The following is a 23,412-nucleotide window of genomic DNA, read 5'->3' as shown; positions in this document are numbered from 1 at the left end:
CTTAGAATTTAATTCTGGTACTGGGAATATTTTGCTTTACGGCAGGATTGCCTTTATAAACGCTCCATTCTTCGGTATCAGCCGTAATTGCGGATGCCATTGCAATAAAACTACCTTGTGCGATATGGATGCCATCCCTAATAGTTGAGTTGACGCCAAAAAAACTAAAGGAATCGATCTTGCAATGTCCAGAAATAACGACGTGCGATGTCACCGTCACATGATCAGCGATCACACCGTGATGACCTATGTGATTACCACTCCACAGGACAACATTGTTTCCTATCGTAGTAAATGGTTGAATCGTATTATCTTCAAGAATGAAACAATTCTCTCCAATAGGGTTGTCAAACATCGTCAACTTCGTGCTGACATAGCTTATACATTGGTACGCTTTTTTCTTTATCGCCTCGTAGACTGCTTGTCGATCAGCGTTCATATGTTTAGGTGACATGGGCGCAAAGAACATAAATTCTTCAGGCGGAAAAATATTATCTACGTCTTCAAATGCAACGACGGGTAAACCTCTAAATTTTTTATCCTCAGGTAGAAATTCTCGGTTAACGCTAAAGGCGACGACTTCATGAGTAGAATCGTTTTTCAAATAGAAGTGAGCAAGCTCAGCAAAATCCTTTATCCCAAATATAATGACTTTAGCCATAACAAGACTCCTTATAAACGTAGACTGTATATTCATACAATCCATAGTCGTTACGTATAACGAAATGACGATTTAATTCACGCGTAAGAAAAGTACCGACTAAATCTAAAGGCAAATGAAACAAATCATCACGCTCCCAATCTACAAACGTCGACATCACGTTAAAAGCAATTCCAACCCGTGCTTTTGAAAAAACAATACGGAGAAGTTGTTTGAAATAATCAAACATCTCATCAAAATCAAGTCCCCTCTTTTCAGTAAACACCCCATTCATTACGATGAAATCAAAACCAGGCAATTGATCAGCTTGCTGTATCACATCAAGGCAATAATAAGTATTTTCGGGATATTTTTTTTGGGAAAAATCACAAAATATTTGTGATGCATCCAGACCAGCATAAGTAATCGATGGAAAAGTCTTTTTTAAAATCGGATAAAGGTGAGAAGCACCACAGCCAAAATCCAATAAGCTCATACCATCCAAAGGATTTCTGAGTACATCCAGCATCACAGAATAACGCTTGGCAGCATCAAGTTCGTTCGGCCAATCAACTCCAAGATGCGTGTCGCCATGACGCTCAAAGCATTCTTCATAATGACGAATAATCGAATTATATTTTGCTTGGCTCAACACAACTCCTTCTCTGCGAGCAATGCAGTTAATTCCTTACTACTGTTGAACATACACACATCAACAATGGATAAAAATGGTAAGTGCTTAGATTGAAATTGTTTGTATTCGATCTCTCTCATTTTTAAAAAATGCAGACAAAGCTCATGTTTAGCGAATGACTCTTTTGAATAAAGATCAACGCCACCAATAGGATTAATATAGTTCTGGCTCTGTTCCTTTTGGCAGATATCAATAATTCTATCTTGCGCTCTCAAATGATTATTCCCATATTTTCTTGAGCTGGAAATAATTTCAACTGAGATACCAAGATAATCGACAAATTTACCTAGACTATGAAGTAGAAATTTATCCAGAGAACTCTCGTTATAGCCAAAAATCTCTTCAATCAAAGACATTACAGAACGAAAATATGGGGCACGCGAATAAGACTGAGTAATTGTTTTTAAGGTCTTTTCACGCCATTTAGATTCATCAAAAATAGATAACTCACAAATTAATTTGTTCTGACTATTTCCGATAAGTGGTATTGATATCGTGTGCGCCTCGCCATTAACCAGAATACGATTACGATTGACCCAACCGCGGTTAATCATGTTGACATCATCAAGGATTACAAATCTATCTACCGAGGCTAGCAGTTGAAAATAGCCAAGGTACGGAAAAAAGTAAGGCTGCATGATGGCAATTGTTGTCATTATTCAGCGATCAAATCAATCACAAAATCTTGTTGTTCAATAGTCAGCGAAGGGAAAATCGGCAAACAAAGTACCTGCTGAGATGCTTTTCTAGCGACAGGCAAATTAGCTGGGGCCGCAGATGGCAAACCCCGATACATAGGAAAATCGCTAATTAAAGGATAGAAATATCGTCTGGCATAAATATTATGATCACGAAGCTTTTGAAACAACGCGTCGCGTGACATTGGGTAGTCTTGCTCGATTAAGATAGGGTAATAGGCAAAATTTGCGGCGTGCTCGCCGGTAAAGGACAATGATCTGATTCCTTTTACATTTGCTAACTTGCGACGGTAAATCGAATCGATTTCCTTACGTTTTTCTAACGCGGCATCAATCCCTTTTAATTGCAATAAACCAAATGCGGCATTGACCTCACTCATCTTGCCATTAATACCTGGGGCGACAACCGTAACTTCGTCAACAAAGCCAAAGTTTTTTAAATGATCAATATGTAATTTCGCTTTTGCCGTAGGTGAAATGATTGCTCCGCCCTCAAAGGTATTAAAGACCTTCGTTGCGTGGAAACTTAAAACAGATAAATCACCGTAATTCAAAATGCTTCCATGTTTAGATTTAACGCCAAAGGCATGGGCAGCGTCATAGATTAATTTCAGTCCATAGTTGTCTGCAATTTTTTCAATTCGCTCGACATCACATGGATGTCCATAACAATGGACTGGCATGATCGCCGTAGTTTGCGGAGTAATTGCGGCTTCAATCTTATCTGGATCCATGTTTAAGGAAATAGGATCAACATCCACAAAGACCGGCTTGATACCGTTCCACAATAGTGAATGAGAAGTCGCTACAAATGAATACGGCGTTGTAATCACTTCGCCAGTGATGCGCAACGCCTGGAGCGCAGTCACCAAAGCGATCGTCCCGTTGGTAAACAAAGAGATATGCTGGACGCCGAGGTACTTGCATAACTCTTCCTCTAGCTGCTGATGGAAAGGACCGTTATTTGTCAGCCATTTATTTTTCCAGATTTGCTCCAGGTAAGGAATAAACTCTTCCAATGGCGGCAGCACTGGCTGGGTGACATAAATTGGCTCATCAGGAATTTTATTGATCATTTTATGCCCACTTAAAATAAATGTGACAAAAGCCATGTTGAATAAAGTGTCTCATCAATCAGCCTGCTTTTTCTTATCATCTAATTCTGCGAGATCAAAAGAACAGGCTGGCAAGTTGTTACACCAACGTTCCCACATATACCTGAAAGCGCGATATACAGAATCAGTAAGTAGCTCTGGATGACACTTGATTGAGTTTTCAGACCTAGTGCGAAGCGTGGATCGGATGGTAGAGAGTAAATCGAGATTCGCACACCAGAACAATCCCTTATGAATAAACTCTTCCTCACTGGTCGCAAGAAAATCATCTAAACCTACCTGCCCCATAATGCCTGCGGCAGATCGTGACGGTACGGTGTCACCGATCAAAGATAAGGTTGGCACTCCCATCCAAAGTCCATGATGCGTTGTCGTACCGCCGTTGTAGGGAAAGGTATCAAGACACATATCAATACGATGATACAAGTTGAGATAATCAGTCATATTTGAACGGCCGTAAAAACTAATCCTATCTGACGATATCCCGTGGGCGGCAAACTTATCTGTAATCGCACTTGGATTCAGCGTCTGAGGCATAGAGCCTAATAAAATCTTTGATGTCGGTAATCGAGCCATTAGCTTCGACCAAAGTGCAATCGTCGCATCATTGATTTTCCCAATCCGGTTAAAACTTCCAAACACAATATAGCCTTTTTCAATTGCCGGAAGTGGAGCGACATCGGATGCAACAGTACTAGGGTTAAATGGCGCACTGCATGGAATGTTGGCAATTTTCTCTGAAAATAAAGAATCAAATTGCCCATTAGGCAATAAGTAATGATCCCCAATAAAATAATCCATTGCTGACAAACCTGTGGTGCCAGGATAGCCAATCCAGGTAACTTGAATTGGTGCAGGCTTTCTGGCGAACAGTGTCAGGCGATTCATCGACGTATGCCCAGAGAGGTCGACCAAAATATCAATTTTATGCTCTAAGATTTGTTTAAAAACCTCATCATCATTTTTTGACTGTATGACTTCCCAGCTAGAAAAATACGACTTCAAGCGAGCGGTATCTTGATCTTCTTCTTGATTGTTATAGTAAGCATATAGCTCGACAAGGTCATACTTGCACAAATGTTTTAGTATGGGCTCAATAAATGTGGCTACTGCGTGGTTATAAAAGTCGCCAGAGACAACGCCTATTCGCAAGCAGCGATCACTGGTCTTATCATTGGTATGGACGGGCCAATGAGAGATTAGAGCTGATTCAAACCGTTTTGCAAAAAGTAAATGTTCTTGAAACAATTCTTTTGCGGTAAGAGTACCCGCCTCACTCAATAAAAATAATAGGGCTGTATTGGCACCATGGTCTTTGGGATCAAGCTCAATGGCTCTACGAAGTAGTCGTTCAGAATCCGCTATTGGTTCAGCAAGAAAGTTACCAAGAATGCCCAAGCTACGGTATGCGACGCTAATCAAGGGATCAAAATGCAAGGCTTTATTAAAACTGGCCTTAGCCTCGATATATTGGCGTTTTTCTACATACACCGTACCTAGATTGTTATAGGCAGATGCAAAATCTGGCCTCAACTCGACAGCCTTTTGCAGATGCAACAGAGCCAAATCTAATTCTTTCAATAGAAATAGAATGCCTCCCAGACAATTGTGCGCATCCGCCATATCAGGCGCAAGTGATGCTGCAAGGATCGCCTCAGCTTTTGCTTCTGGCAAACGCGCCCTCTGTTTGAGTACGTTTGCTAAATTAAGATGAGCTAAAGCAAACTCTGGCTTATATCGAATCAAGTCTCGAAAACAAGACTCAGCTTCCTCAAATTTGGATAGGGCTGCGAGCAGATTGCCTAAATTATTGTAAGCCTCCAGCATCTCAGGATTTAGCTGGATCGCTTGCTTATAGTGCTGCTCAGCAGAAGAGAAATTCTTCATTTGCGTGTAAGCGAGTGCCAGATTGAAATGCGCAATTGGATCATCAGGCAAAATACGCAACGCTCGCTGCATCGACGTCAACGACTCTTCTTTACGATTAAGCTCAAGCAGTGCAATCCCCAAAAACCGCCATGCAAAACCATGCTGGGGATTTTTTTTTGTCAGCTTATTTGCTAAACGCTCTACTTCTTTATACGCACCCTTCTCATACAACTTGACCAATTGATCGACGCCCTCTGAAAACACCACCGATTTTTTGGACGTCAGCGGCCTCAGTTTTGTACTAGATCGATTCTGAGTAGATGCTGTTAAAGAGGAATTGTTCTCGGTTTGATCTGGCGCCGGCGCCGTATTGCTATTTATATTGCTGCTAAAAAACTGTTCACGCAACTTGATAGCCTCTGCAACAACATTGTCATCACCTAGCGACTGCAAGATAGCGATGTAGGCAGACCAGTAGCTATCCGTGGTCGGAGAAGCTTGAATCGCGCGCTCAAAATATGTAAGCGCAGTCAATTGCTCGCCCTGTAATAAGCTTAATTGCCCCAATTGAAAATTGGCATCATCATGCTCCGGGACATGCGTCAGGATTAATTCATAGCACTCTTGTGCTTTCAAATGATTACCGCCTTGCATGTATTGCTTGGCCATGACCAACAATTGATCTATTGCCGCAAGTGCTTGTGCAGGCGAAGAGAGCTGGTTCTCCAAGACTTGGTGTTCCGTGGTCATGACACGACTAACCTCATGGTTTGATTTCCTTTTATGCCAGCGATAACGTGCAACTCGTTAGTACTAAAGAAAACGAATAGCAATCGTAAATAAGACACAGCGCGATCATTACGACATGTGAAAACGCTCTATTTCCATATACTCCCCCATATTTTCATCAAAAACCCCTTACTAACCAATGAATATATGGACACCTAAAAATACTCATATAGAGTATAAAAAAATTAGGATAAAACGATGAAAATAATCGAATAAATTAGTCCACACGACTAGCAGCATCATAGTATTTTTTACAATGAAACTGCCTTATCTCAATCCACTCCGATGAATTATGCGTGTATTGGAGAGATCAACGTGACATTAAGTAACTACCAGAATAGACTTTTATTTATTGCAGACATCGCTGGTTTGGATGCTCAGTTGTCTTATTTTTATCAAGATTAACAAAATTTATTGATAATCTATCTCGAAAATAAGATCAATTTCACCCTCAAGTAATTTGAATTGATGCCGTTTAGCGGGCAAGTAAATAAAACTTTACACCTTAAATAAAATATTTACTTGGGGAAATTCATTAAACTTTTTAGCTATCCGTCCGATACCTGATAGCAACGGCGGTCCTGTAGTCTTAACAAGACAGACCAAAGTTTAAGGCCACTCGCCAATTCAAATAACTTAGGTAAGGAGTATCACCATGGCTTCATTCATCAATACCAACATTGCCTCGCTCAATGCGCAACGCAATTTAACAACGTCCCAAAACTCCCTCGCGACTTCTTTACAACGTTTGTCCTCAGGTTTGCGTATTAACAGCGCAAAAGACGATGCGGCGGGTTTGGCGATTTCTCAACGTTTAACGTCTCAAATCGGTGGTTTAAACCAAGCTGTTCGTAATGCGAACGATGGTATCTCACTAGCGCAAACGGCCGAGGGTGATTTAGCCCAAATCGGTACTAACTTACAACGTATTCGTGATCTGGCTGTTCAGGCAGCCAACGGCTCTAACAGCGCATCTGATCGTGCTGCGATCAATAACGAATCCAATCAGTTGATCTCTGAGATCAACCGTGTTGCTAGCTCCTCTAACTTCAATGGCGTGCACTTACTTGATGGTAGCTTCACTGCGCAAACTTTCCAAGTTGGCGCAAACGGTACTTCAAACGATCAGATCAACATTGCATCAATCGCCAGCGCTCACACGTCATCCTTAGGTGTAGGCTCTAATTCTAGCTACTCCGCTAGTATTTCAGGCGGCACTAACGCAGTTGGTGGTCTCAACTCCGGCGATTTGGTCATTAACGGCTTTAATGTTGGCGCAACTAGCTCTGATGGCGTGTCTAACACAGCATCAAGCGGCAGCGCTATCGCAAAAGCTGCTGCGATTAATGCAGTCAGCGGCCAGACTGGTGTTACTGCAACGGCACAAGCTACAACATTGGCAGGCACGGCAGCAACTGGTTTCGCTACTGCAGTCGCTGCTGGCGACATCAAAATCAACGGTGTTGATATTGGTGCACTGGCAGCAGCAGGATCTGCAGCAGAACGCGGCGCTCAAGTAACAGCAGCTGTTAATGCAAAATCAAGCCAAACAGGTGTTACAGCAACATTTGACAGCACAACTGGTGCCGTATCTCTGGCCGCAGCCGATGCACGAAATATCACGATCACTAAATCGGCTAATGCTGGCGCTAATGACACAACAACGGGCTTGACTACTGGTGTTGCAGCAGCAACAGCTGGCGTCACTACTACAGTTGGTACAGTTAAATTGTCGTCGACAAGCTCTTCTGGTATCACTTTGGCAAATGGCGGTACAGGCACAACATCCGGCACAACCATTACAGGCACAACAGGCAATTCACTTGCAGCTGGCGAACTGACTATTAATGGTGTTGACATCGGTGCGGTTACTGGTGGCTCAACTGCAACGTTGCAAGGTGCTGCATTGGCTACTGCAATTAATGCCAAAACATCACAAACTGGTGTTACTGCAACGAATACTGCTGGTGTTTTAAGTTTTACTAGCTCACAGAATGCAGGCTTCACTATTACAACTAAAGGCAATGCAACATTAGCCAATACCGGTCTTGCAGTAGGTACAACAACGGTAGCGGGTGCTGGTGCAACAGCTTCTGGCTTGAGTGCTGGTAATACAGCGGCTACGGCTACGGTTGGTGCAGGTTTATCTTCATTAGATTTGACTACTGCTTCAGGTGCGACTTCAGCATTGGCAACAATTGATGCTGCTCTGGCATCAGTCAATAGCTCACGCGCTTCCTTAGGTGCTTACCAAAACCGTTTTGCTTCTGCTGTCAGCAGCTTGCAAACAACTTCGGAAAACTTGACTTCATCTCGTAGCCGTATTCAAGATACAGACTTCGCCTCTGAAACTGCCAACTTGACACGTGGTCAAGTATTGCAACAAGCGGGTACTGCGATCTTGGCACAGGCAAATGCCTTGCCACAGGGTGTGTTGGCTCTGTTGCGTTAATCAATGGCAGGGGTTTAACTCTTCATTGAAAAGTGCAATCCCCTGGTCATTTTTTGACCAGGGGAATTTTACTTAAAGGAAACAATCATGGATGCTCTTTCGACTGGTAATCAACTACCATCAGGGCAAACTGTTTCAGATCGCTCTACCTCTGGAAATATTGCCACCACATCTACCGTCAAGGCATCAACGCCGACAGAAACAGCGCAAGCCATCACTCCGGCAGCCAAAACACAAGCAACCAGAGATCAAGTCGATAGCGCGGTCAAAGACATTAACAAAGCACTACAATCTAGCTCACAGGGCCTGGAATTCAGTATTGACCCTGATTCTAAGCATGTCGTTGTGAAGCTAATTGATCAACAGACCAAACAAGTTTTACGCCAGATACCGAACGAAGAAGTACTGGAAATTTCTAAATCCCTGGATAAACTACTGGGGCTATTGATTAAACAAAGCGCCTGAAATGCTAAAAACGTTCAGTTTTGAAATAGGCAGGTAAATCCCCTTCTAAAGTCTGGTTTGCTTTTGCCGATAATTAGTTAAAGTATCGTCTCGTAAAGGGGAATCAGGTGTCCATTCAATCTACAGGTATAGGCTCAGGTCTTGATGTTAATTCACTCGTCAGCAAGCTGATGCAAGTGGAAAGTCAGCCTTTGACCAGTCTGGCGAAAAAACAAACGAGCTACCAAGCCAAGCTCTCAGCTTACGGAACTCTCAATAGCGCCTTAGGTTCATTTCAAAGTGCTGTTGCAAACCTAAGTAATCCCTCAGTCTTCCAGTCGTTAACTGCAACCTCTGGTGACTCAACGATTGCATCCGCAACGGCTGCGGTATCTGCAGCAGCGGGAACCTACAGCATTACAGTCAACCAGCTTGCCCAAAATCAAAGTATTTCAAGTGCTGGCCAGGTCAGCTCTTCTGACGCCATCGGGACTGGCACATCTGCGACCGTTTCTTTTAAGTTCGGTACGATTGCAGGCACAGCAGTGAATGGTACCTATCCAAGTGGTGCAACATTTACACAAGATACAACGCAAACGACAGGCACTGTCACGATCGATAGTAGTAACAATTCATTGCAGGGCATCAGAGACGCTATCAACTCTGCTGGCATCGGTGTCAATGCCTCTATCGTCGGTGACGGTAGCGCTACGCCTTATCATCTGGTGCTTAGCTCGGCCAAAACTGGTGCGACTTCTAGCTTACAAATCAGCGCGACAGGTGACTCTGCTGTAGCTAATTTACTGAATTACGATCCTTCTGGAACGCAGAACTTTACTGAAATCAGTACGGCTCAAAATGCCAGTCTTAAAGTGAATGGCATTAATATCACCAGCGCCGCCAATACTGTAACCAGTGCCGTACAAGGTGTTACTCTGAATTTAACTAAAGCTGGTACGACAAGTATTTCGGTAACGACAAATTCTGGCGCAGTACAAAATAGCGTGACTAATTTCGTTCAAGCCTACAATGCGCTGAACGCGACAATCACCAGCCTCACCTCCTACAATAGCAGCACGCAAAAAGGCGGCCTGTTGCTGGGAGATTCAACAACTCAAGGCGTACAAAATCAAATTCGCAATTCTTTGTCGGCTGCAGTCAACGGCTTGGGTGGTGGCTTAACTACTTTAAGCCAAATTGGTGTGTCTTTTCAAAAAGACGGCTCATTGTCTGTCGACTCTACAAAATTAAGTAAGGCCTTAACAAATAATTTTAGTGACGTTGGCGGCTTGTTTGCCTCTATCGGCAAGACTAGCGATAGCTTGACTAGTATCGCTGGCTCAACTTCAGCGACCAAAGAAGGTACTTACGCTCTTAATGTGACGCAAATTGCGACTCAAGGTAGTTTGACGGGTAGTTTAGCTTTGCCTGGTACGACCACGATTGATGCAAATACGACGTTAAACGTAACACTCAACAATCTGAATGCCAGTGTCGCCATTCCAAGCGGTAGCTACACGCCAGCTCAATTAGCGACTGCAGTACAAACAGCGATTAACACCACATCTGCGTTTTCAGCAATAGGTTCTTCTGTTAAAGCCAGTATCAATAGCAGCGGTCAATTAGTATTGCAGTCAACAAGTTATGGTTCTTCATCTAACGTGACATTAGCGGATGGCACCGGCACTAGCGCATCAAGTCTGGCTGGAACACAATTGAACGGTACCGCCGGGCTCGATGTAGCCGGTACACTCAATGGGACACAAGTAAGTGGATCTGGACAAACCTTAACTGGTGCTGTGGGAACCAACACTGAAGGATTAAAAATCCTGGTCGCGGGTGGATCGGTCGGTGCCCGTGGTACGGTCAACTACTCAATCGGCTATGCCAGCAAATTAACTACTTTGCTCAACGGTTTTTTAGGAAGTTCTGGAACGATTGCAAGCACCACGGACGGTGTCAATCGCACCCTTAAAGACCTTAGCAAACAGACGGATACGCTTAATAGTCGCTTGATTGATGTCGAAGCGCGTTACCGTGCCCAATTTACGGCCTTGGATTCGATTATTAGTAGTTTAAATAGCACCAGTACATTTTTGACCCAGCAGTTATCGGCACTAACGGGTAGCTCAAAATAATTATTACGCGAATTTTTTTGCTTAACGAAAAATAATTCAAAGCATAAATCGAAGCTCAAAAGAGGAATCTACCATTATGTTTGGCTCATCACAGACTCGCGGTGCTAATGCCTACGCAAAAGTTGGAATGGAAACTGGTGTCATTGCAGCCAGCCCACATACATTGATTGTTATGCTGTTTGACGGCGCTATTACAGCAATTTCTAACGCATTGCAAAATCTTGAAACCGGCAATATTGCGGCCAAAGGTCAATCTATTTCTAAAGCGATTTCGATTATCGAAAATGGTTTGCGCGCAAGTCTGGATAAAAAAGTCGGTGGTGAAATTGCTCTCAGCCTTGACTCGCTTTATGCCTACATGGGCAATCAGTTAGTGGTCGCCAATTTAAAAAATAAAGCAGAAATATTAATTGAAATACGCGATTTACTTCGTGACTTAAAAAGTACTTGGGAAGCAATCGCTCCGGTATCAGCTACCGCCGAATTAGAAACAGTAAGACCACCACAGCAAGTAGATGCACTTGCTCCTCGCCCATCCAAATTTCTTGAGGCTTGATGCAGATGGATAGCATGAAAATGATGTCGATTTACGAAAATGTTGCCCATATAACGGACCAAATGCTCAATGCAGCCCGTACCGGGGACTGGGATTTATTGGCCAGGTTAGAGAATGATTGCTCTTCCCAAGTGCAGACTTTAAAAGCGAATGAGGTGAATACAGAACTTCCACCAGATTTGAGAAATAAAAAAATTCAAATCATCAAAAAAATTCTGGCCGATGATAAAGAAATCAGAGATTTGACTGAGCCTTGGATGGCGCAATTAGCCAATTTAATGAAAAGTTCTGAATCTAGCCGCAAGCTGTCACAAGCATACGGCGCTAGCCGAACGAGCTAACGACTATCATGTTGCCAGGGGTCGATAACCTGCCAAGACCCGTATCCACCACAGAGGCGCTATCTGCGGCGGGCTCCATTGGAGGAATCAAGCAAGACGTTGTTTCTAAGCTAGATCAGTTAGTCATTGGCAAGCAAGTGCAAGGTGAAGCGCTGTCCCGTTTAAATGACGGGACTTTTTTTGTCAAAATCGCAGGTGTTACTGCGAGAATGGCGTTGCCGGACGATACCAAGCCCGGTGACAAATTGGCTCTGACTCTGCTCGCACTGAACCCGCGGCCAACTTTCCTGCTTGGTAGCGGCGATAATGCGATTACGACTACTGCCTCATTCTCAAGGCAAGATTTAATCGGGAAAATGTTGCAAGATGTAGGGCAACAAAACTCGATTTCCACCTCATCTAAATTACCTGTCACAGCAGAAGATACCGCCAAGGCCGCGTTAGGACTGCTTGAGCAATATACTAGTACGCCCACTAATTTAAGCACCACTGGAAAACTGATTAATAGTATTTTGCAAGCAGCGCAACAACAAAACCTACAACAAGGTACGCCACTCACATTGGTCGGTAAAACTGCACTAGCACAAGACGCCAGCACCTTAGCATCACCTGAAAAATTAGCTGCCAACTTACAGCAAGCAATATCATCCAGCGGCTTATTTTATGAATCTCATGTTGCTGATTGGGCACAAGGCAAAATGTCTCTCAGTGAGCTGATGCGGGAACCTCAGGCACAACAAGCGACGCAGCAAACAAGTCAGACAACTGATGTCAATACTTTGATGAACAAACTGGCTGACAATTCCAGCTTGGCACAAATTATTCATTTACAACTGGACACCTTAGAACAACAAAAAATAGCGTGGCAAGGTAATTTATTACCTGGCATGCCAATGGAGTGGGAAATCGTGAAGGATGACAGTCAGCAAACATCAGGACAAGCCGAGGCTGTCCCGTCCTGGCAAAGTGCTGTGCGTTTTGAACTACCCACACTGGGAGCAATCTCGGCAAAAATCAGTTTGCAAGGAAATCATTTACAGTTTTATTTACGTGCCAGTAATCCAGAAAGCGCCACGTTATTACAAAGCCATGTCAGTGCGCTGGCCGATTCTATTGAACTAGCTGGCTCTCAGCTTGACTCTTTCTCTATTAAACACGATGACAACGCCTAAATCTGTGCCGAAATCGGGAGTGTCAGTGCCAACAGCGACGTCAACGATCAAGCCAACTACACAAAATGCGGTTGCAATCGCGTATGAGACAGGCAGTTCTGCGCCGAAAATTGTAGCTAAAGGCAAGGGATTAATCGCGGAGCAAATTATTGCTCGCGCAAAAGAACACGGTGTGTATGTACATCAATCCAAAGAGCTGGTTTCTTTGTTAATGAAAGTCGAGTTAGATCAAGATATACCTCCAGCACTGTATCGCGCTGTTGCAGAACTGCTCGCTTGGCTTTACCATATAGAATCTGAAAAATCGGCGTCTGCTTTAGTCCCTCCAAAAGTGTAAAGCAAGCAACTCACCTCCTCTCTAAAATTATACTAAGAACATGCAATCTTCACCTCCCGTACTAGGTACCGAAAATCAGAGTCCTTACCAGGTCGACTCACGTCGCGAGATCATTGCATTGTTGCGTGGTTTAAAAGAAGGTAATCAGCTAATTAGTATGATGATTAATGGCGGTACAGAAGTTTTTATTACGTCCATTCTTGAGGTAGATGATAGCAATAACACTTTGATTATTGATAGTGCGCCGAGCCAACTGGCTAATCAACGCATTGTCGAAGCGCCAAGGGTATCGTTTGAAGGTTTGTTGGACAGAATAAGTATCCAATTTTCCTCCTCCGGGGTACAACGAGATACTTTCGACAACCGCCCTGCTCTGCAGTTTGCGATACCTGTTAGCGTTATCCGCCTGCAACGCCGTGAGTATTATCGTATCAACACACCACTGTCTAACCCTATTCGCTGTGCGATCTCCATAGATACAGATCTTGGCACTGAAACTGCGAAGTTTTCTCTGGTCGATATCAGTTGTGGTGGTATTGCAATACTGGATGACAGAAAATTATTAGATAGCGAAATCGGTACGATCTATAAGCATTGCAAAGTTGATTTCCCTGATATCGGCCTAATCGACACTACTTTGCAAATCAGGAACGCCCAGGACTTAATCCTGCTCAATGGCAAGACCAATCGTCGACTTGGTTGCCAATTTTTAAACATGTCCAACACGGTATTAGCAAGTATTCAACGCTACATCATGAAGTTGGAAAGAGAACGTAATTCTAAAATAAACGGCACGCGATAATGTTTTTGCAAATGACTTAACAGCGTCCCAATAAAAAATCCCCGTCAAAAGCGGGGATTTTTTATTGGGACGCTGTTAAGTCATGTATGCAGACTCGAACTGAAATCAAACAAGCCAATATCAGATCGAGGCCGCACTTTGCAGACACCGAGGTGTCTCACGTCATGATTTATACCAGGTCAAAGCGATCAAGATTCATCACTTTGGTCCAAGCCGCAGCGAAGTCATTTACAAACTTTTGCTGCGAGTCACTAGAGGCATAGACTTCTGCTAAAGAGCGTAGCTGGGAATTGGAGCCGAATACAAGATCAACAACCGTACTTGTCCACTTGATCTCTCCCGTTGCTCTATCATGACCTTCTAACACGCCGGCCGATGCGGCGGACTTCTGCCATTTCGTGCCCATGTCGAGCAAGTTCACAAAGAAATCATTCGTTAGAGTCTCAGGACGCTTGGTAAATACACCGTGTTTGGCATGTCCGACATTAGCATCCAGAACCCGTAAACCACCGATCAACACGGTCAATTCTGGCGCAGTCAGTCTCATCAACTGTGCTTTATCGATCAACAGCTCTGCCGCTAATCCTTCCATACCTTTACGGATGTAGTTACGGAAACCGTCTGCCGCAGGCTCCAATACAGCGAAAGATTCCACATCAGTCTGATCCTGAGTAGCATCCATACGACCAGGCGTAAAAGGAACTGTCACATCGTTACCAGCCTTTTTAGCCGCAGCCTCAACCGCAGCAGAGCCACCTAGCACAATCAGATCAGCGAGTGAAATCTTCTTGCCACCAGGTTGTGATGCATTGAACTCATTCTGAATCGCTTCTAATTTAGCAAGTACCGTCGCCAGTTCAGCTGGCTGATTTACTTCCCAATCTTTTTGTGGTGCCAGACGAATACGTGCTCCGTTAGCACCGCCGCGTTTGTCACTGCCACGGAATGTTGAGGCAGATGCCCAAGCGGTATTTACCAGCTGAGAAATCGACAGACCAGAACTGAGCAGCTTCGCTTTTAGTGCGACGATGTCCTGCTGTTCGACTAATTTGTGATCGACAGCGGGAATAGGATCTTGCCAGATCAACTCTTCTTTCGGTACTAGTGGACCAAGGTAGCGAGTAATTGGCCCCATATCACGATGTGTCAGCTTGAACCATGCACGGGCAAAAGCATCTGCAAACTCGTGCGGGTTTTGCATAAAGCGACGCGAGATTTTTTCGTAAGCCGGATCCATACGCATCGCCATGTCCGCAGTGGACATCATTGGCGCGTGACGAATACTTGGATCGTGCGCATCTGGCACAGTACCAGCGCCTGTGTCGCCCTTCGGTTTCCACTGCTGCGCACCAGCCGGGCTCTTAGTCAATTCCCATTCGTAGCCGAACAGGGTCTCAAAGTAGCCGTTGTCCCACTTAATCGGATTAGGTGTCCATGCACCCTCAAGACCGCTGGTAATTGTGTGTACGCCTTTGCCGCTACCGAAGCTATTCTTCCAGCCCAGACCTTGCTCCTCGATACCTGCGCCCTCTGGTTCAGCGCCAACATACTCGCCCGGATCAGCAGCGCCATGGGTCTTACCAAAGGTATGACCGCCAGCGGTAAGTGCGACAGTTTCTTCATCGTTCATCGCCATGCGGGCAAAGGTATCGCGGATATCTCTTGCCGAACCGAGTGGATCTGGATTGCCGTTCGGGCCTTCAGGATTAACGTAAATCAAACCCATCTGTACCGCAGCGAGTGGGTTTTCTAACTCACGGTCACCGGTGTAACGCTGATCACCCAACCACTTACCTTCTGATCCCCAATAGATGTCTTCTTCTGGCTCCCAGATATCAGGGCGTCCGCCGGCAAAACCAAAGGTCTTAAAGCCCATGGACTCCAACGCAACGTTACCGGTCAGGACGAACAAATCAGCCCAAGACAGGTTGCGACCGTATTTTTGTTTGATAGGCCAGAGTAAGCGACGTGCTTTATCCAGATTGCCGTTATCAGGCCAGCTATTCAATGGAGCGAATCGCTGTGAACCAGAGCCTGCACCCCCGCGACCATCAGTCACACGATAAGTACCGGCAGCATGCCATGCCATACGAATAAAGAAAGGACCGTAGTGACCATAATCCGCTGGCCACCAGTCTTGTGAATCCGTCATCAGCGCGGTCAAGTCCTTGACGACCGCGTGCAGATCAAGCGTTTTAAACGCCTCAGCATAATTAAACTCTTCATCCATAGGATTGGACTTGGAAGAATGCTGATGCAAAATATTGAGTTTTAATTGATTGGGCCACCAGTCTGAGTTCGATGGTGCGCCTTTAGCCACGGTGTGTTTGCCAGCGCCACCCGAAAACGGGCATTTTGCTTCATTTGACATGGTTATCTCCTTGATTGATTAAATATCTACTACCAAATTGATTCTAGAGATCGAATTTTGATAGGTCAACTCAATTTAAATTATGCAATAGATTAGTTTTAACTATGAAAACTAGATTAACGGCATACTAAGACCAATTAAGACAAATTTTCGACACGTCTCTTCAAACTCATAGCGCTATGCCATTCAAAGAAACCAGAACCATCTTACCAACACCTCTTACAATCTTAATTAGCTGCTGTGCTGATTGACCTAAGTATAAGAAAGCTAATACTGTTGACAGCGATTTATAGTATGCCAAATTCAACTCAGGCGTTTATTGATGCTACTTCTACCGCCAAACAATGATGACGAACGAAAAAAATCCCCGCATAAACGGGGATTTAAGGGATGTATTTTTGGGATTGCGAATGTTAAGAACTAAGATTCCTCAGACAACTTTTAAGCTAAAATTGTCCGATTTAAATTCAATATACTCAATACAGTATATTTAATTGTCCAATTAAAACCTCGTCAATGAGGCAATTTATCGACATACTCCCCTTATTTTTATGTTTAGCATACACCACCGACAGTTTGCATGTAGCAAAATCCACCAGCTTATATTTGCATATTCATAATGTCATGATAGGCTGAAACCAGCCTGTTTCTGACCTGCACCGCCGCCTGAAAAGAGATATTGGCTTTTTGCATGGAAATCATGACGTCAGATAAACCGACGTTGTCGCTACCCATCGTAAATTGCTTACCGACTTCTTCCGCCTTGGCGCCAGTAGCATTGACTTGATCAAGAGCACCTTTAAGAGCATCTGCAAAATCCAGTTTTGCCGGAGCAGTGCTTGCACTCGAACCTACGCTCGCACCTGCGCCAGCAACCGGCGCAGACGATTCCATCCGTGCTGCGGCGGCTTTTAATTGCGCCACCATTGCCGTAATTTGGCTATTATCGATTCCACCCATTTTCATCACTGACTCCCAAACAATCCATCCACAGTAGATCCGTATTTGATCCTGTCCTTCATTCTGTACTAACCTGAGAAGATGTAAAAACAGCGTAGGCTGGCCACATCATCCACCGCGTTACCTTAACACCGCTTACAAATCACATAACTTTGATAAGAAGGTGTAAAGACAGCTTCTTCTTAAGATTGATTTTCAAAAAGAACAGCACAATCGCTATCAAGGAAAAAACCATATATGCATCAAAATATTCATCTATGGTTAAAACAAATTTAAACGGATTTGATATGCAGCAGATTTTTTTGAACCAAGCTCACTACAAGGCACGCCATGGCAACCGCGAATGAAACTATGCTGGGCGGCGGTGGCATCTCCCCTGCGCCCGCAACTGCGTCACCGGCATTCCCTACTATTTTGGGTATCCCACAGACACCGGGGATGAGGACCGTTTTGTTATCTGTAGGTGCGGCGATTACGCTTGCAATCATGGTTGGCGTCTGGCTATGGAGCCAAACTCCCAATTACAAAGTCTTGTTTTCTAACTTCACTGACAGAGACGGCGGCGCGATTGTCGCCTCACTACAACAGATGAACGTGCCGTATAAATATTCCGATGGCGGCGGCGCGATTCTGGTTCCGGCCAACCAAGTCCATGATGCACGTCTAAAATTGGCGGCGCAAGGTTTGCCCAAAGGGGGCAATGTCGGCTTTGAATTAATGGAAAACCAAAAATTAGGTATTTCTCAATTTTTAGAACAAGTTAATTTTCAACGGGCACTAGAAGGCGAATTAGCACGCTCGATTCAAGCCATTTCCGCAGTGCAAGCGGCGCGCGTGCATCTGGCGATGCCAAAATCCTCGGTTTTTATCAGAGAACAACAGAAACCAACCGCCTCTGTCTTACTAAATTTATACCCTGGGCGCACTCTCGATCAGCAGCAAGTCAGCGCGGTACTGCATCTGGTTGCCAGCAGCGTACCTGAACTGGTCGCGGCCAATGTCACCATCGTCGATCAAAACGGTAATTTGCTCTCTGACCCTAACAAGCAAATGGCCAATAACGGTCTTGATCCGGCACAACTAAAATACGTGCAAGATTTCCAGCAAAATATCATCAAGCGGATAGAGTCTATTGTCACACCTATCGTTGGTCCCAACAATGTCAGAGCAGAAGCAACTGCCGATATCGACTTCTCGCGCACTGAACAAGCGGCCGAAACTTATCGCCCTAATTCACCGCCAGAGGCTTCTACCATCCGCAGCGTGCAGTCGAATGAAAGCTATAACAAGACCGCGAATGCATCGGGTATTCCAGGTGCGTTGACTAATCAACCGCCAGTACCAGCAATCGCCCCGATTACTGCCAGCGCAGCGGCAGCGGCTAGCAATGCGGCGGCTAGCGGTCTAGTGCAAAAAGACTCGACCGTAAATTACGAGGTCGATAAAACCTTGCGCTACACTCAACAGCCTATGGGTGGCGTTAAGCGCATCTCAGTAGCTGTCGTAATTAACTACAAGAGCGAGACAGACAAAAATGGCAAAGTTACGACCAAACCATTAAGCGATATCGAAAAAACTCAATTGACCGATCTGATCAGAGAAGCCATGGGATTCAACAAAGATCGTGGCGATACGCTGAATGTTGTCAACAGCCCATTTGCCGGACCACAAAAAGAAACTATAGTAGAAGCACCGCTATGGAATCAGCCAGATATGTTGCAAATGGCAAAAGATATCGGTAAATATATATTGACCGGGCTAGTGCTGCTATATCTGTTCTTTGGTTATCTGCGCCCTATGCTCTACAAAATTATGGGCAAAGAAACCAAAACCAAGGCACAAAAAGCTGCAGAAGCACGCGCAAAAGAGCGGGAAGAAGCCGCAGAATTAGCCGCTCAGGAAGAGGAAGAAGCCGCTATCGTCAAGCTGTCTAAATCAAATGAAGAGACGGCCAACGCAGCAAAACAAAGTTCTGGTTACGATATCAATCTGGACATGGCAAAACAATTGGCTAGCAGTGATCCTAAAATCGTAGCAAATGTGATTAAAACATGGGTGAGCAATGAGTGACGACGGCGTACAAAGAGCAGCAACACTGATGCTGGCACTGGGTGAAGATGGTGCCGCAGAAGTCATGAAGTACCTTGGCCCGCGCGAGGTACAAAAAATCGGTGCCGCCATGGCGACCATCGGTGCCATTCCGCATGAAAGTATCGCCAAAGTGCTGGAGCAGTTTAAAGCGGCAGCTGACATTAGCTCCTCCGTAGGTCTGGACTCGGATGAATACATCCGTAATGTACTGACCAAGGCCTTGGGTGACGACAAAGCATCCTCCCTGCTCAACCGTATTTTGGGTGGCAAAGATGCTAGCGGGATAGAAAGTCTGAAGTGGATGGACTCCCCGTCAGTCGCCGATCTGATCAAGAACGAACATCCACAAATTATTGCAACCATCCTGGTGCATCTGGAAAGTGATCAGGCATGCGAAATTTTAAATAACTTTACCGAGCGTTTACGTAATGACGTCGTACTGCGTATTGCAACGCTGGACGGTATCCAGCCAGCAGCTCTGCGCGAATTAAATGATGTACTGACTAAACTCCTCACTGGCAACGAGAGTCTGAAGAAAAAATCTATTGGTGGCGTGCGTGCCGCAGCAGAAATTCTCAACTTTATGAGTGGCGATAACGAAGCCTCGGTGATGGAGAATTTACGCAAATATGATGGCGATATGGCCGAAAAAATCATGGATGAGATGTTTGTCTTCGATAACATTCTGGAGATTGACGACAAAGGCATACAGTTGCTGCTGCGCGAAGTACAGTCCGATTCTCTGATCATCGCACTCAAAGGTGCCAACCCTGACATGCGGGAAAAAATCTTCAAAAATATGTCGCAACGTGCGGCAGAAATGATGCGCGAAGATTTAGAGTCCAAAGGGCCAGTTCGTCTGTCAGAGGTCGAAACCCAGCAAAAACAAATTCTCTTAATTGTGCGGCGTCTGGCGGACGAAGGCCAGATCATGTTAGGCGCAAAAGGCGAAGATTCGTATGTCTGATGTGACTGAAAAAATACCGCCAAAAAACCTCCCCAAGGGGCAAATGTCCGCTTTCCAGCGCTGGGAAATGGCATCCTTTGGCGATGAGCGTCCGGCTCATGTAGCAGAGCAACAAGTAGCCACCAACCTGGCCGCCAGAATCAATCGTGAAGAGCTGGCCAAGCTCAAAGAAATCACGAGCCGCGAAGCCTATGCAGCCGGTTACCAGGAGGCTTATCTGGTCGGATTGCAAGAAGGCAAAGACGCTGGCTTTGCCGCCAGTAAAGCTGAGATTGATGTGCAGGTTGAACAGATGAAGCAACTTATCAGCAGCACTGCCGAGCAGATTTCTGCCGCCAGCGCAGTGATGGGTAAGGACTTGCTGAGTCTGGCGATCGAGTTGGCAGAGGCGATGTTAAAAGCGCGCATAGCGATTGATCCAGAAGTGATTTTGCCCATCGTGCAAGAAGCCATCGATCAACTGCCCTCGGTGCAGCAACCGGCGCAAATTATGGTCAACCCAGAAGACGCCGACATCTTAAAAAATCACATCGGTGAGGAGTTAAGCAAAACTGGCTGGCGCGTCACTGCCGATCATCATATTGAACGCGGCGGCTGCCGTTTAGAAACCGGACAAAATAGTGTCGATGCGACTTTAGCCACACGCTGGGATCGCTTGACGGCCGTATTGAAAAAAACGACGACTGAATAGGTTGACTTAAATTAAGGCTTAAATTCGGACTTAGATTTAATGGAGTAAATATATATACTCCCATTCTGTATATTTTAGTTGTCCATACAAAGTCTGGACAATACGGTATTTTTAATAAAAATAATGGGGAGTATATTAAAACGATTGTTTTTAAAGCTTCAATATTTATCTCAGGACTGACGCAAAATTGTTCCGGCAAGGAGTGGCGACGAAAACCGCCTTTATGTACGAACGACGCAGCTAGGGCAGTTTTGAGTAAGCCCTGTATTTGAATAAACCGTAGTTTTATTGCTTAGTCATCACTCTATTCGTCACCCCGCTCACCACTCTCTTACATCAGCCAATAAAAACATCATGCAAGCAGCACTTTCAGACTCATGGCAAAAACTGCTTAGTAACGGCAAACAACAAATTGCCGATGTGAAGCCGATGCTGGTGTCCGGTCGCGTGACCAAAGTGACCGGTCTGGTGATGGAAGCGGTCGGCCTCAAGCTCCCGGTCGGCAGCGCCTGTACTGTTCACTTACAAGGTGGCGCCATCATTGATGCCGAAGTCGTTGGCTTTGATGGCGATCGTCTATTTTTAATGCCACATAGCGACCTGAGCGGCGTCACACCAGGCACACTGGTGTATGCCGAAGAGGATCAGTATCACGGCGACGCCAAGCACCCAAGACGCCGCCCTAGTGACCGCACCCGGCATTTGCCTGTCGGCTGGCAATTATTAGGTCGCGTTTTAGACGGTAACGGCAAACCTCTGGATACCTTAGGCTCGCTGATGACGACCGAATCCGCTCCGTTAGGCGCGCGGATTTACAACCCCTTATTACGTTCGCCAATTACTGAAAAACTCGATGTCGGCGTGCGCGCGATTAATAGTATGTTGAGCGTCGGGCGCGGTCAGCGTCTTGGCTTGTTCGCGGGCTCTGGCGTCGGTAAAAGCGTATTACTTGGCATGATGGCGCGTTACACCACTGCTGACGTTATCGTGGTCGGTCTGATTGGTGAACGTGGCCGGGAGGTCAAAGAATTTATCGAGCAAATTCTAGGTGAAGAAGGCCTCGCGCGCGCCGTCGTCGTTGCCGCACCGGCAGATGCACCACCCTTGCTACGCTTACAAGGTGCGGCGTACGCGACGACCATTGCAGAGTATTTCCGTGACCAAGGCAAAAGTGTTTTGCTAATTATGGATTCGCTCACTCGCTATGCCATGGCACAACGGGAAATCGCCTTGGCAATTGGCGAGCCACCGGCAACCAAAGGCTACCCCCCGTCAGTATTTGCAAAATTGCCGATTTTAGTTGAGCGCGCTGGCAATGGTGTGGATGGCGGCGGCTCTATCACCGCTTTTTACACCGTATTGACCGAAGGCGATGATCAGCAAGACCCGATTGCCGACGCAGCCAGAGCGATTCTTGACGGCCATATTGTGCTGGACCGTGGTTTGGCAGAGAGCGGACATTACCCTGCAATTGATATTGAACAATCGATTAGCCGCGCCATGCATAGCATTACCTCGCCAGAACATCAAAAGTTAGCGCGCCGTCTTAAACAGCTTTATTCAAGATACCAGCGTAGCCGCGACCTCATCAGCGTCGGCGCGTATTCGGCCGGATCAGATCCACTGCTAGACGACGCGATTCGCCTGTATCCTCAAATTAATGCTTTTTTGCAACAAGATATCAATGAAAAATCCACCATACCCGAGAGCTTGCAGGGACTTTCTGCTCTGTTCGGGGGATAGACTCTTGTTTTAGCTGACTATAATAAATAGAGACAATGCAAAAATCCCCTATCAGCACACTCATAGAGATTGCGGAAAGAGATACCGAAGAGGCTGCCAAATATTTAGGCAAAACGATACGTGCTCATGAGGACTCTGAGAAGCAGCTAGCCTTGTTGTCGCAGTATCGGGAGGATTACATTAACCGGTTTCAAAATAGTGCAGCACAAGGTTTAAGTATTGCCCAGTACAGCAATTTTCAATCCTTCATCAATAAACTGGATACGGCAGTCGATGGGCAAAAGAAAATTGTTGCGGACGCGTTCAACAGAATCAAAATGGCGCGTAATCAGTGGCAAGAACATGAAAAAAAACGGCTCTCTTACGGAATTTTAGACAAACGCGCTAAATTGAGCGCGCAGAAAAAAGAAGCCAAGCAAGATCAAAAGCAAACAGATGAACATGCAGCAAGAGCATTCTTTTATAAGCCCTGAGACTGAAGGAAACTTCTAAGTTGACCCGGCAACATAGGTTCTGACGACCTTACTTTCGTACTATTTTTT

The 23,412-nt window shown here is 45.3% G+C and carries 20 protein-coding genes; 13 read left to right on the top strand and 7 right to left on the bottom strand.

Annotated features, from left to right (window positions below):
- Position 1 precedes the first annotated feature (1 nt).
- The 5 genes from AAKU64_RS10110 to AAKU64_RS10090 are packed head-to-tail and all read right to left on the bottom strand — an operon-like array spanning position 2 to position 5,766.
- The gene (locus AAKU64_RS10110; RefSeq protein ID WP_354333679.1) at positions 2-661 is read right to left on the bottom strand and encodes an acetyltransferase; all 660 of its coding nucleotides are present in this window, start codon (positions 659-661) and stop codon (positions 2-4) included.
- The gene (locus AAKU64_RS10105) at positions 654-1,292 is read right to left on the bottom strand and encodes a class I SAM-dependent methyltransferase (protein WP_354362081.1); all 639 of its coding nucleotides are present in this window, start codon (positions 1,290-1,292) and stop codon (positions 654-656) included. Before AAKU64_RS10105 ends, AAKU64_RS10110 begins: the two co-directional genes overlap by 8 nt.
- Positions 1,289-1,990 (bottom strand): WbqC family protein, encoded by a 702-nt coding sequence (locus tag AAKU64_RS10100; protein WP_354362080.1) that lies wholly within the window; start codon positions 1,988-1,990, stop codon positions 1,289-1,291. Before AAKU64_RS10100 ends, AAKU64_RS10105 begins: the two co-directional genes overlap by 4 nt.
- Positions 1,990-3,108, bottom strand: a complete 1,119-nt coding sequence (gene vioA, locus AAKU64_RS10095; RefSeq protein ID WP_354333674.1) for a dTDP-4-amino-4,6-dideoxy-D-glucose aminotransferase VioA — start codon at positions 3,106-3,108, stop codon at positions 1,990-1,992. Before vioA ends, AAKU64_RS10100 begins: the two co-directional genes overlap by 1 nt.
- 54 nt (positions 3,109-3,162) lie before the next feature.
- Entirely contained in the window at positions 3,163-5,766 is a 2,604-nt protein-coding gene (locus AAKU64_RS10090; protein ID WP_354362079.1) for an O-linked N-acetylglucosamine transferase, SPINDLY family protein, read from the bottom strand.
- A gap of 694 nt (positions 5,767-6,460) precedes the next feature.
- Here AAKU64_RS10090 and AAKU64_RS10085 point away from each other — a divergent pair.
- The 8 genes from AAKU64_RS10085 to AAKU64_RS10050 all read left to right on the top strand — a co-directional run bounded on the left by AAKU64_RS10085 (position 6,461) and on the right by AAKU64_RS10050 (position 14,047).
- Positions 6,461-8,257: a flagellin N-terminal helical domain-containing protein gene (locus AAKU64_RS10085; RefSeq protein ID WP_354362078.1), complete on the top strand. Its 1,797-nt coding sequence runs from the start codon at positions 6,461-6,463 to the stop codon at positions 8,255-8,257.
- A gap of 87 nt (positions 8,258-8,344) precedes the next feature.
- A complete protein-coding gene (locus AAKU64_RS10080) occupies positions 8,345-8,722 on the top strand; it encodes a flagellar protein FlaG (protein WP_354333666.1) in 378 nt (125 codons plus the stop codon).
- Positions 8,723-8,829: 107 nt separating this feature from the next.
- Complete coding sequence (gene fliD, locus AAKU64_RS10075; RefSeq protein WP_354333664.1) at positions 8,830-10,839, top strand: flagellar filament capping protein FliD; 2,010 nt, start codon at positions 8,830-8,832, stop codon at positions 10,837-10,839.
- A 76-nt stretch (positions 10,840-10,915) separates the two neighbouring features.
- A complete protein-coding gene (gene fliS / locus AAKU64_RS10070; RefSeq protein WP_354333662.1) occupies positions 10,916-11,395 on the top strand; it encodes a flagellar export chaperone FliS in 480 nt (159 codons plus the stop codon).
- 14 nt (positions 11,396-11,409) lie between these two features.
- Positions 11,410-11,736, top strand: a complete 327-nt coding sequence (locus AAKU64_RS10065) for a flagellar protein FliT (protein WP_354362077.1) — start codon at positions 11,410-11,412, stop codon at positions 11,734-11,736.
- Positions 11,737-11,744: 8 nt separating this feature from the next.
- Positions 11,745-12,908: a flagellar hook-length control protein FliK gene (gene fliK, locus AAKU64_RS10060; protein ID WP_354333658.1), complete on the top strand. Its 1,164-nt coding sequence runs from the start codon at positions 11,745-11,747 to the stop codon at positions 12,906-12,908.
- Positions 12,895-13,245, top strand: coding sequence for an EscU/YscU/HrcU family type III secretion system export apparatus switch protein (locus AAKU64_RS10055; protein ID WP_354333656.1), 351 nt, complete (start codon positions 12,895-12,897; stop codon positions 13,243-13,245). Before fliK ends, AAKU64_RS10055 begins: the two co-directional genes overlap by 14 nt.
- A 40-nt stretch (positions 13,246-13,285) precedes the next feature.
- Positions 13,286-14,047 (top strand): flagellar brake protein, encoded by a 762-nt coding sequence (locus AAKU64_RS10050; RefSeq protein ID WP_354333654.1) that lies wholly within the window; start codon positions 13,286-13,288, stop codon positions 14,045-14,047.
- A 169-nt stretch (positions 14,048-14,216) separates the two neighbouring features.
- Here the strand turns inward: AAKU64_RS10050 and katG are convergent, their stop codons facing one another.
- Together katG and fliE are read right to left on the bottom strand one after the other, a co-directional pair.
- Complete coding sequence (gene katG / locus AAKU64_RS10045) at positions 14,217-16,418, bottom strand: catalase/peroxidase HPI (protein ID WP_354333652.1); 2,202 nt, start codon at positions 16,416-16,418, stop codon at positions 14,217-14,219.
- Positions 16,419-17,018: 600 nt separating this feature from the next.
- Positions 17,019-17,384, bottom strand: coding sequence for a flagellar hook-basal body complex protein FliE (fliE, locus tag AAKU64_RS10040; protein ID WP_354333650.1), 366 nt, complete (start codon positions 17,382-17,384; stop codon positions 17,019-17,021).
- A gap of 324 nt (positions 17,385-17,708) precedes the next feature.
- Between fliE and fliF the strand changes: the two genes are divergently transcribed.
- The 5 genes from fliF to fliJ all read left to right on the top strand — a co-directional run bounded on the left by fliF (position 17,709) and on the right by fliJ (position 23,343).
- Positions 17,709-19,448 (top strand): flagellar basal-body MS-ring/collar protein FliF, encoded by a 1,740-nt coding sequence (gene fliF / locus AAKU64_RS10035; protein ID WP_354362076.1) that lies wholly within the window; start codon positions 17,709-17,711, stop codon positions 19,446-19,448.
- Positions 19,441-20,436, top strand: coding sequence for a flagellar motor switch protein FliG (fliG, locus tag AAKU64_RS10030; protein ID WP_322118213.1), 996 nt, complete (start codon positions 19,441-19,443; stop codon positions 20,434-20,436). The genes fliF and fliG overlap by 8 nt, the downstream gene beginning before the upstream one ends.
- A complete protein-coding gene (locus tag AAKU64_RS10025; protein ID WP_354333646.1) occupies positions 20,429-21,127 on the top strand; it encodes a flagellar assembly protein FliH in 699 nt (232 codons plus the stop codon). Before fliG ends, AAKU64_RS10025 begins: the two co-directional genes overlap by 8 nt.
- 429 nt (positions 21,128-21,556) lie before the next feature.
- Positions 21,557-22,870 (top strand): flagellar protein export ATPase FliI, encoded by a 1,314-nt coding sequence (fliI, locus tag AAKU64_RS10020; RefSeq protein WP_503012623.1) that lies wholly within the window; start codon positions 21,557-21,559, stop codon positions 22,868-22,870.
- 35 nt (positions 22,871-22,905) lie between these two features.
- Positions 22,906-23,343, top strand: a complete 438-nt coding sequence (gene fliJ / locus AAKU64_RS10015; RefSeq protein ID WP_354333642.1) for a flagellar export protein FliJ — start codon at positions 22,906-22,908, stop codon at positions 23,341-23,343.
- The last annotated feature ends 69 nt before the right edge of the window (positions 23,344-23,412 follow it).

The organism is Undibacterium sp. GrIS 1.8 (genome assembly GCF_040544445.1).
GTDB lineage: Bacteria > Pseudomonadota > Gammaproteobacteria > Burkholderiales > Burkholderiaceae_D > Undibacterium.
Note: the sequence above shows the minus strand (reverse complement) of the source record. Positions and strands in the feature narration are given on the sequence as shown.

Bases quoted from the DNA above. Each gene is read 5' to 3' on its own strand.
- AAKU64_RS10055 (WP_354333656.1), top strand. From the start codon at position 12,895: ATGACAACGCCTAAATCTGTGCCGAAATCGGGAGTGTCAGTGCCAACA.
- fliS (WP_354333662.1), top strand. From the start codon at position 10,916: ATGTTTGGCTCATCACAGACTCGCGGTGCTAATGCCTACGCAAAAGTT.
- fliE (WP_354333650.1), bottom strand. From the start codon at position 17,384: ATGAAAATGGGTGGAATCGATAATAGCCAAATTACGGCAATGGTGGCG.
- AAKU64_RS10085 (WP_354362078.1), top strand. From the start codon at position 6,461: ATGGCTTCATTCATCAATACCAACATTGCCTCGCTCAATGCGCAACGC.
- katG (WP_354333652.1), bottom strand. From the start codon at position 16,418: ATGTCAAATGAAGCAAAATGCCCGTTTTCGGGTGGCGCTGGCAAACAC.
- AAKU64_RS10050 (WP_354333654.1), top strand. From the start codon at position 13,286: ATGCAATCTTCACCTCCCGTACTAGGTACCGAAAATCAGAGTCCTTAC.
- vioA (WP_354333674.1), bottom strand. From the start codon at position 3,108: ATGATCAATAAAATTCCTGATGAGCCAATTTATGTCACCCAGCCAGTG.
- AAKU64_RS10090 (WP_354362079.1), bottom strand. From the start codon at position 5,766: ATGACCACGGAACACCAAGTCTTGGAGAACCAGCTCTCTTCGCCTGCA.
- AAKU64_RS10025 (WP_354333646.1), top strand. From the start codon at position 20,429: ATGTCTGATGTGACTGAAAAAATACCGCCAAAAAACCTCCCCAAGGGG.
- fliI (WP_503012623.1), top strand. From the start codon at position 21,557: ATGCTGGTGTCCGGTCGCGTGACCAAAGTGACCGGTCTGGTGATGGAA.
- fliF (WP_354362076.1), top strand. From the start codon at position 17,709: ATGGCAACCGCGAATGAAACTATGCTGGGCGGCGGTGGCATCTCCCCT.
- AAKU64_RS10065 (WP_354362077.1), top strand. From the start codon at position 11,410: ATGAAAATGATGTCGATTTACGAAAATGTTGCCCATATAACGGACCAA.
- fliK (WP_354333658.1), top strand. From the start codon at position 11,745: ATGTTGCCAGGGGTCGATAACCTGCCAAGACCCGTATCCACCACAGAG.
- fliG (WP_322118213.1), top strand. From the start codon at position 19,441: ATGAGTGACGACGGCGTACAAAGAGCAGCAACACTGATGCTGGCACTG.
- AAKU64_RS10100 (WP_354362080.1), bottom strand. From the start codon at position 1,990: ATGACAACAATTGCCATCATGCAGCCTTACTTTTTTCCGTACCTTGGC.
- fliJ (WP_354333642.1), top strand. From the start codon at position 22,906: ATGCAAAAATCCCCTATCAGCACACTCATAGAGATTGCGGAAAGAGAT.
- AAKU64_RS10110 (WP_354333679.1), bottom strand. From the start codon at position 661: ATGGCTAAAGTCATTATATTTGGGATAAAGGATTTTGCTGAGCTTGCT.
- AAKU64_RS10080 (WP_354333666.1), top strand. From the start codon at position 8,345: ATGGATGCTCTTTCGACTGGTAATCAACTACCATCAGGGCAAACTGTT.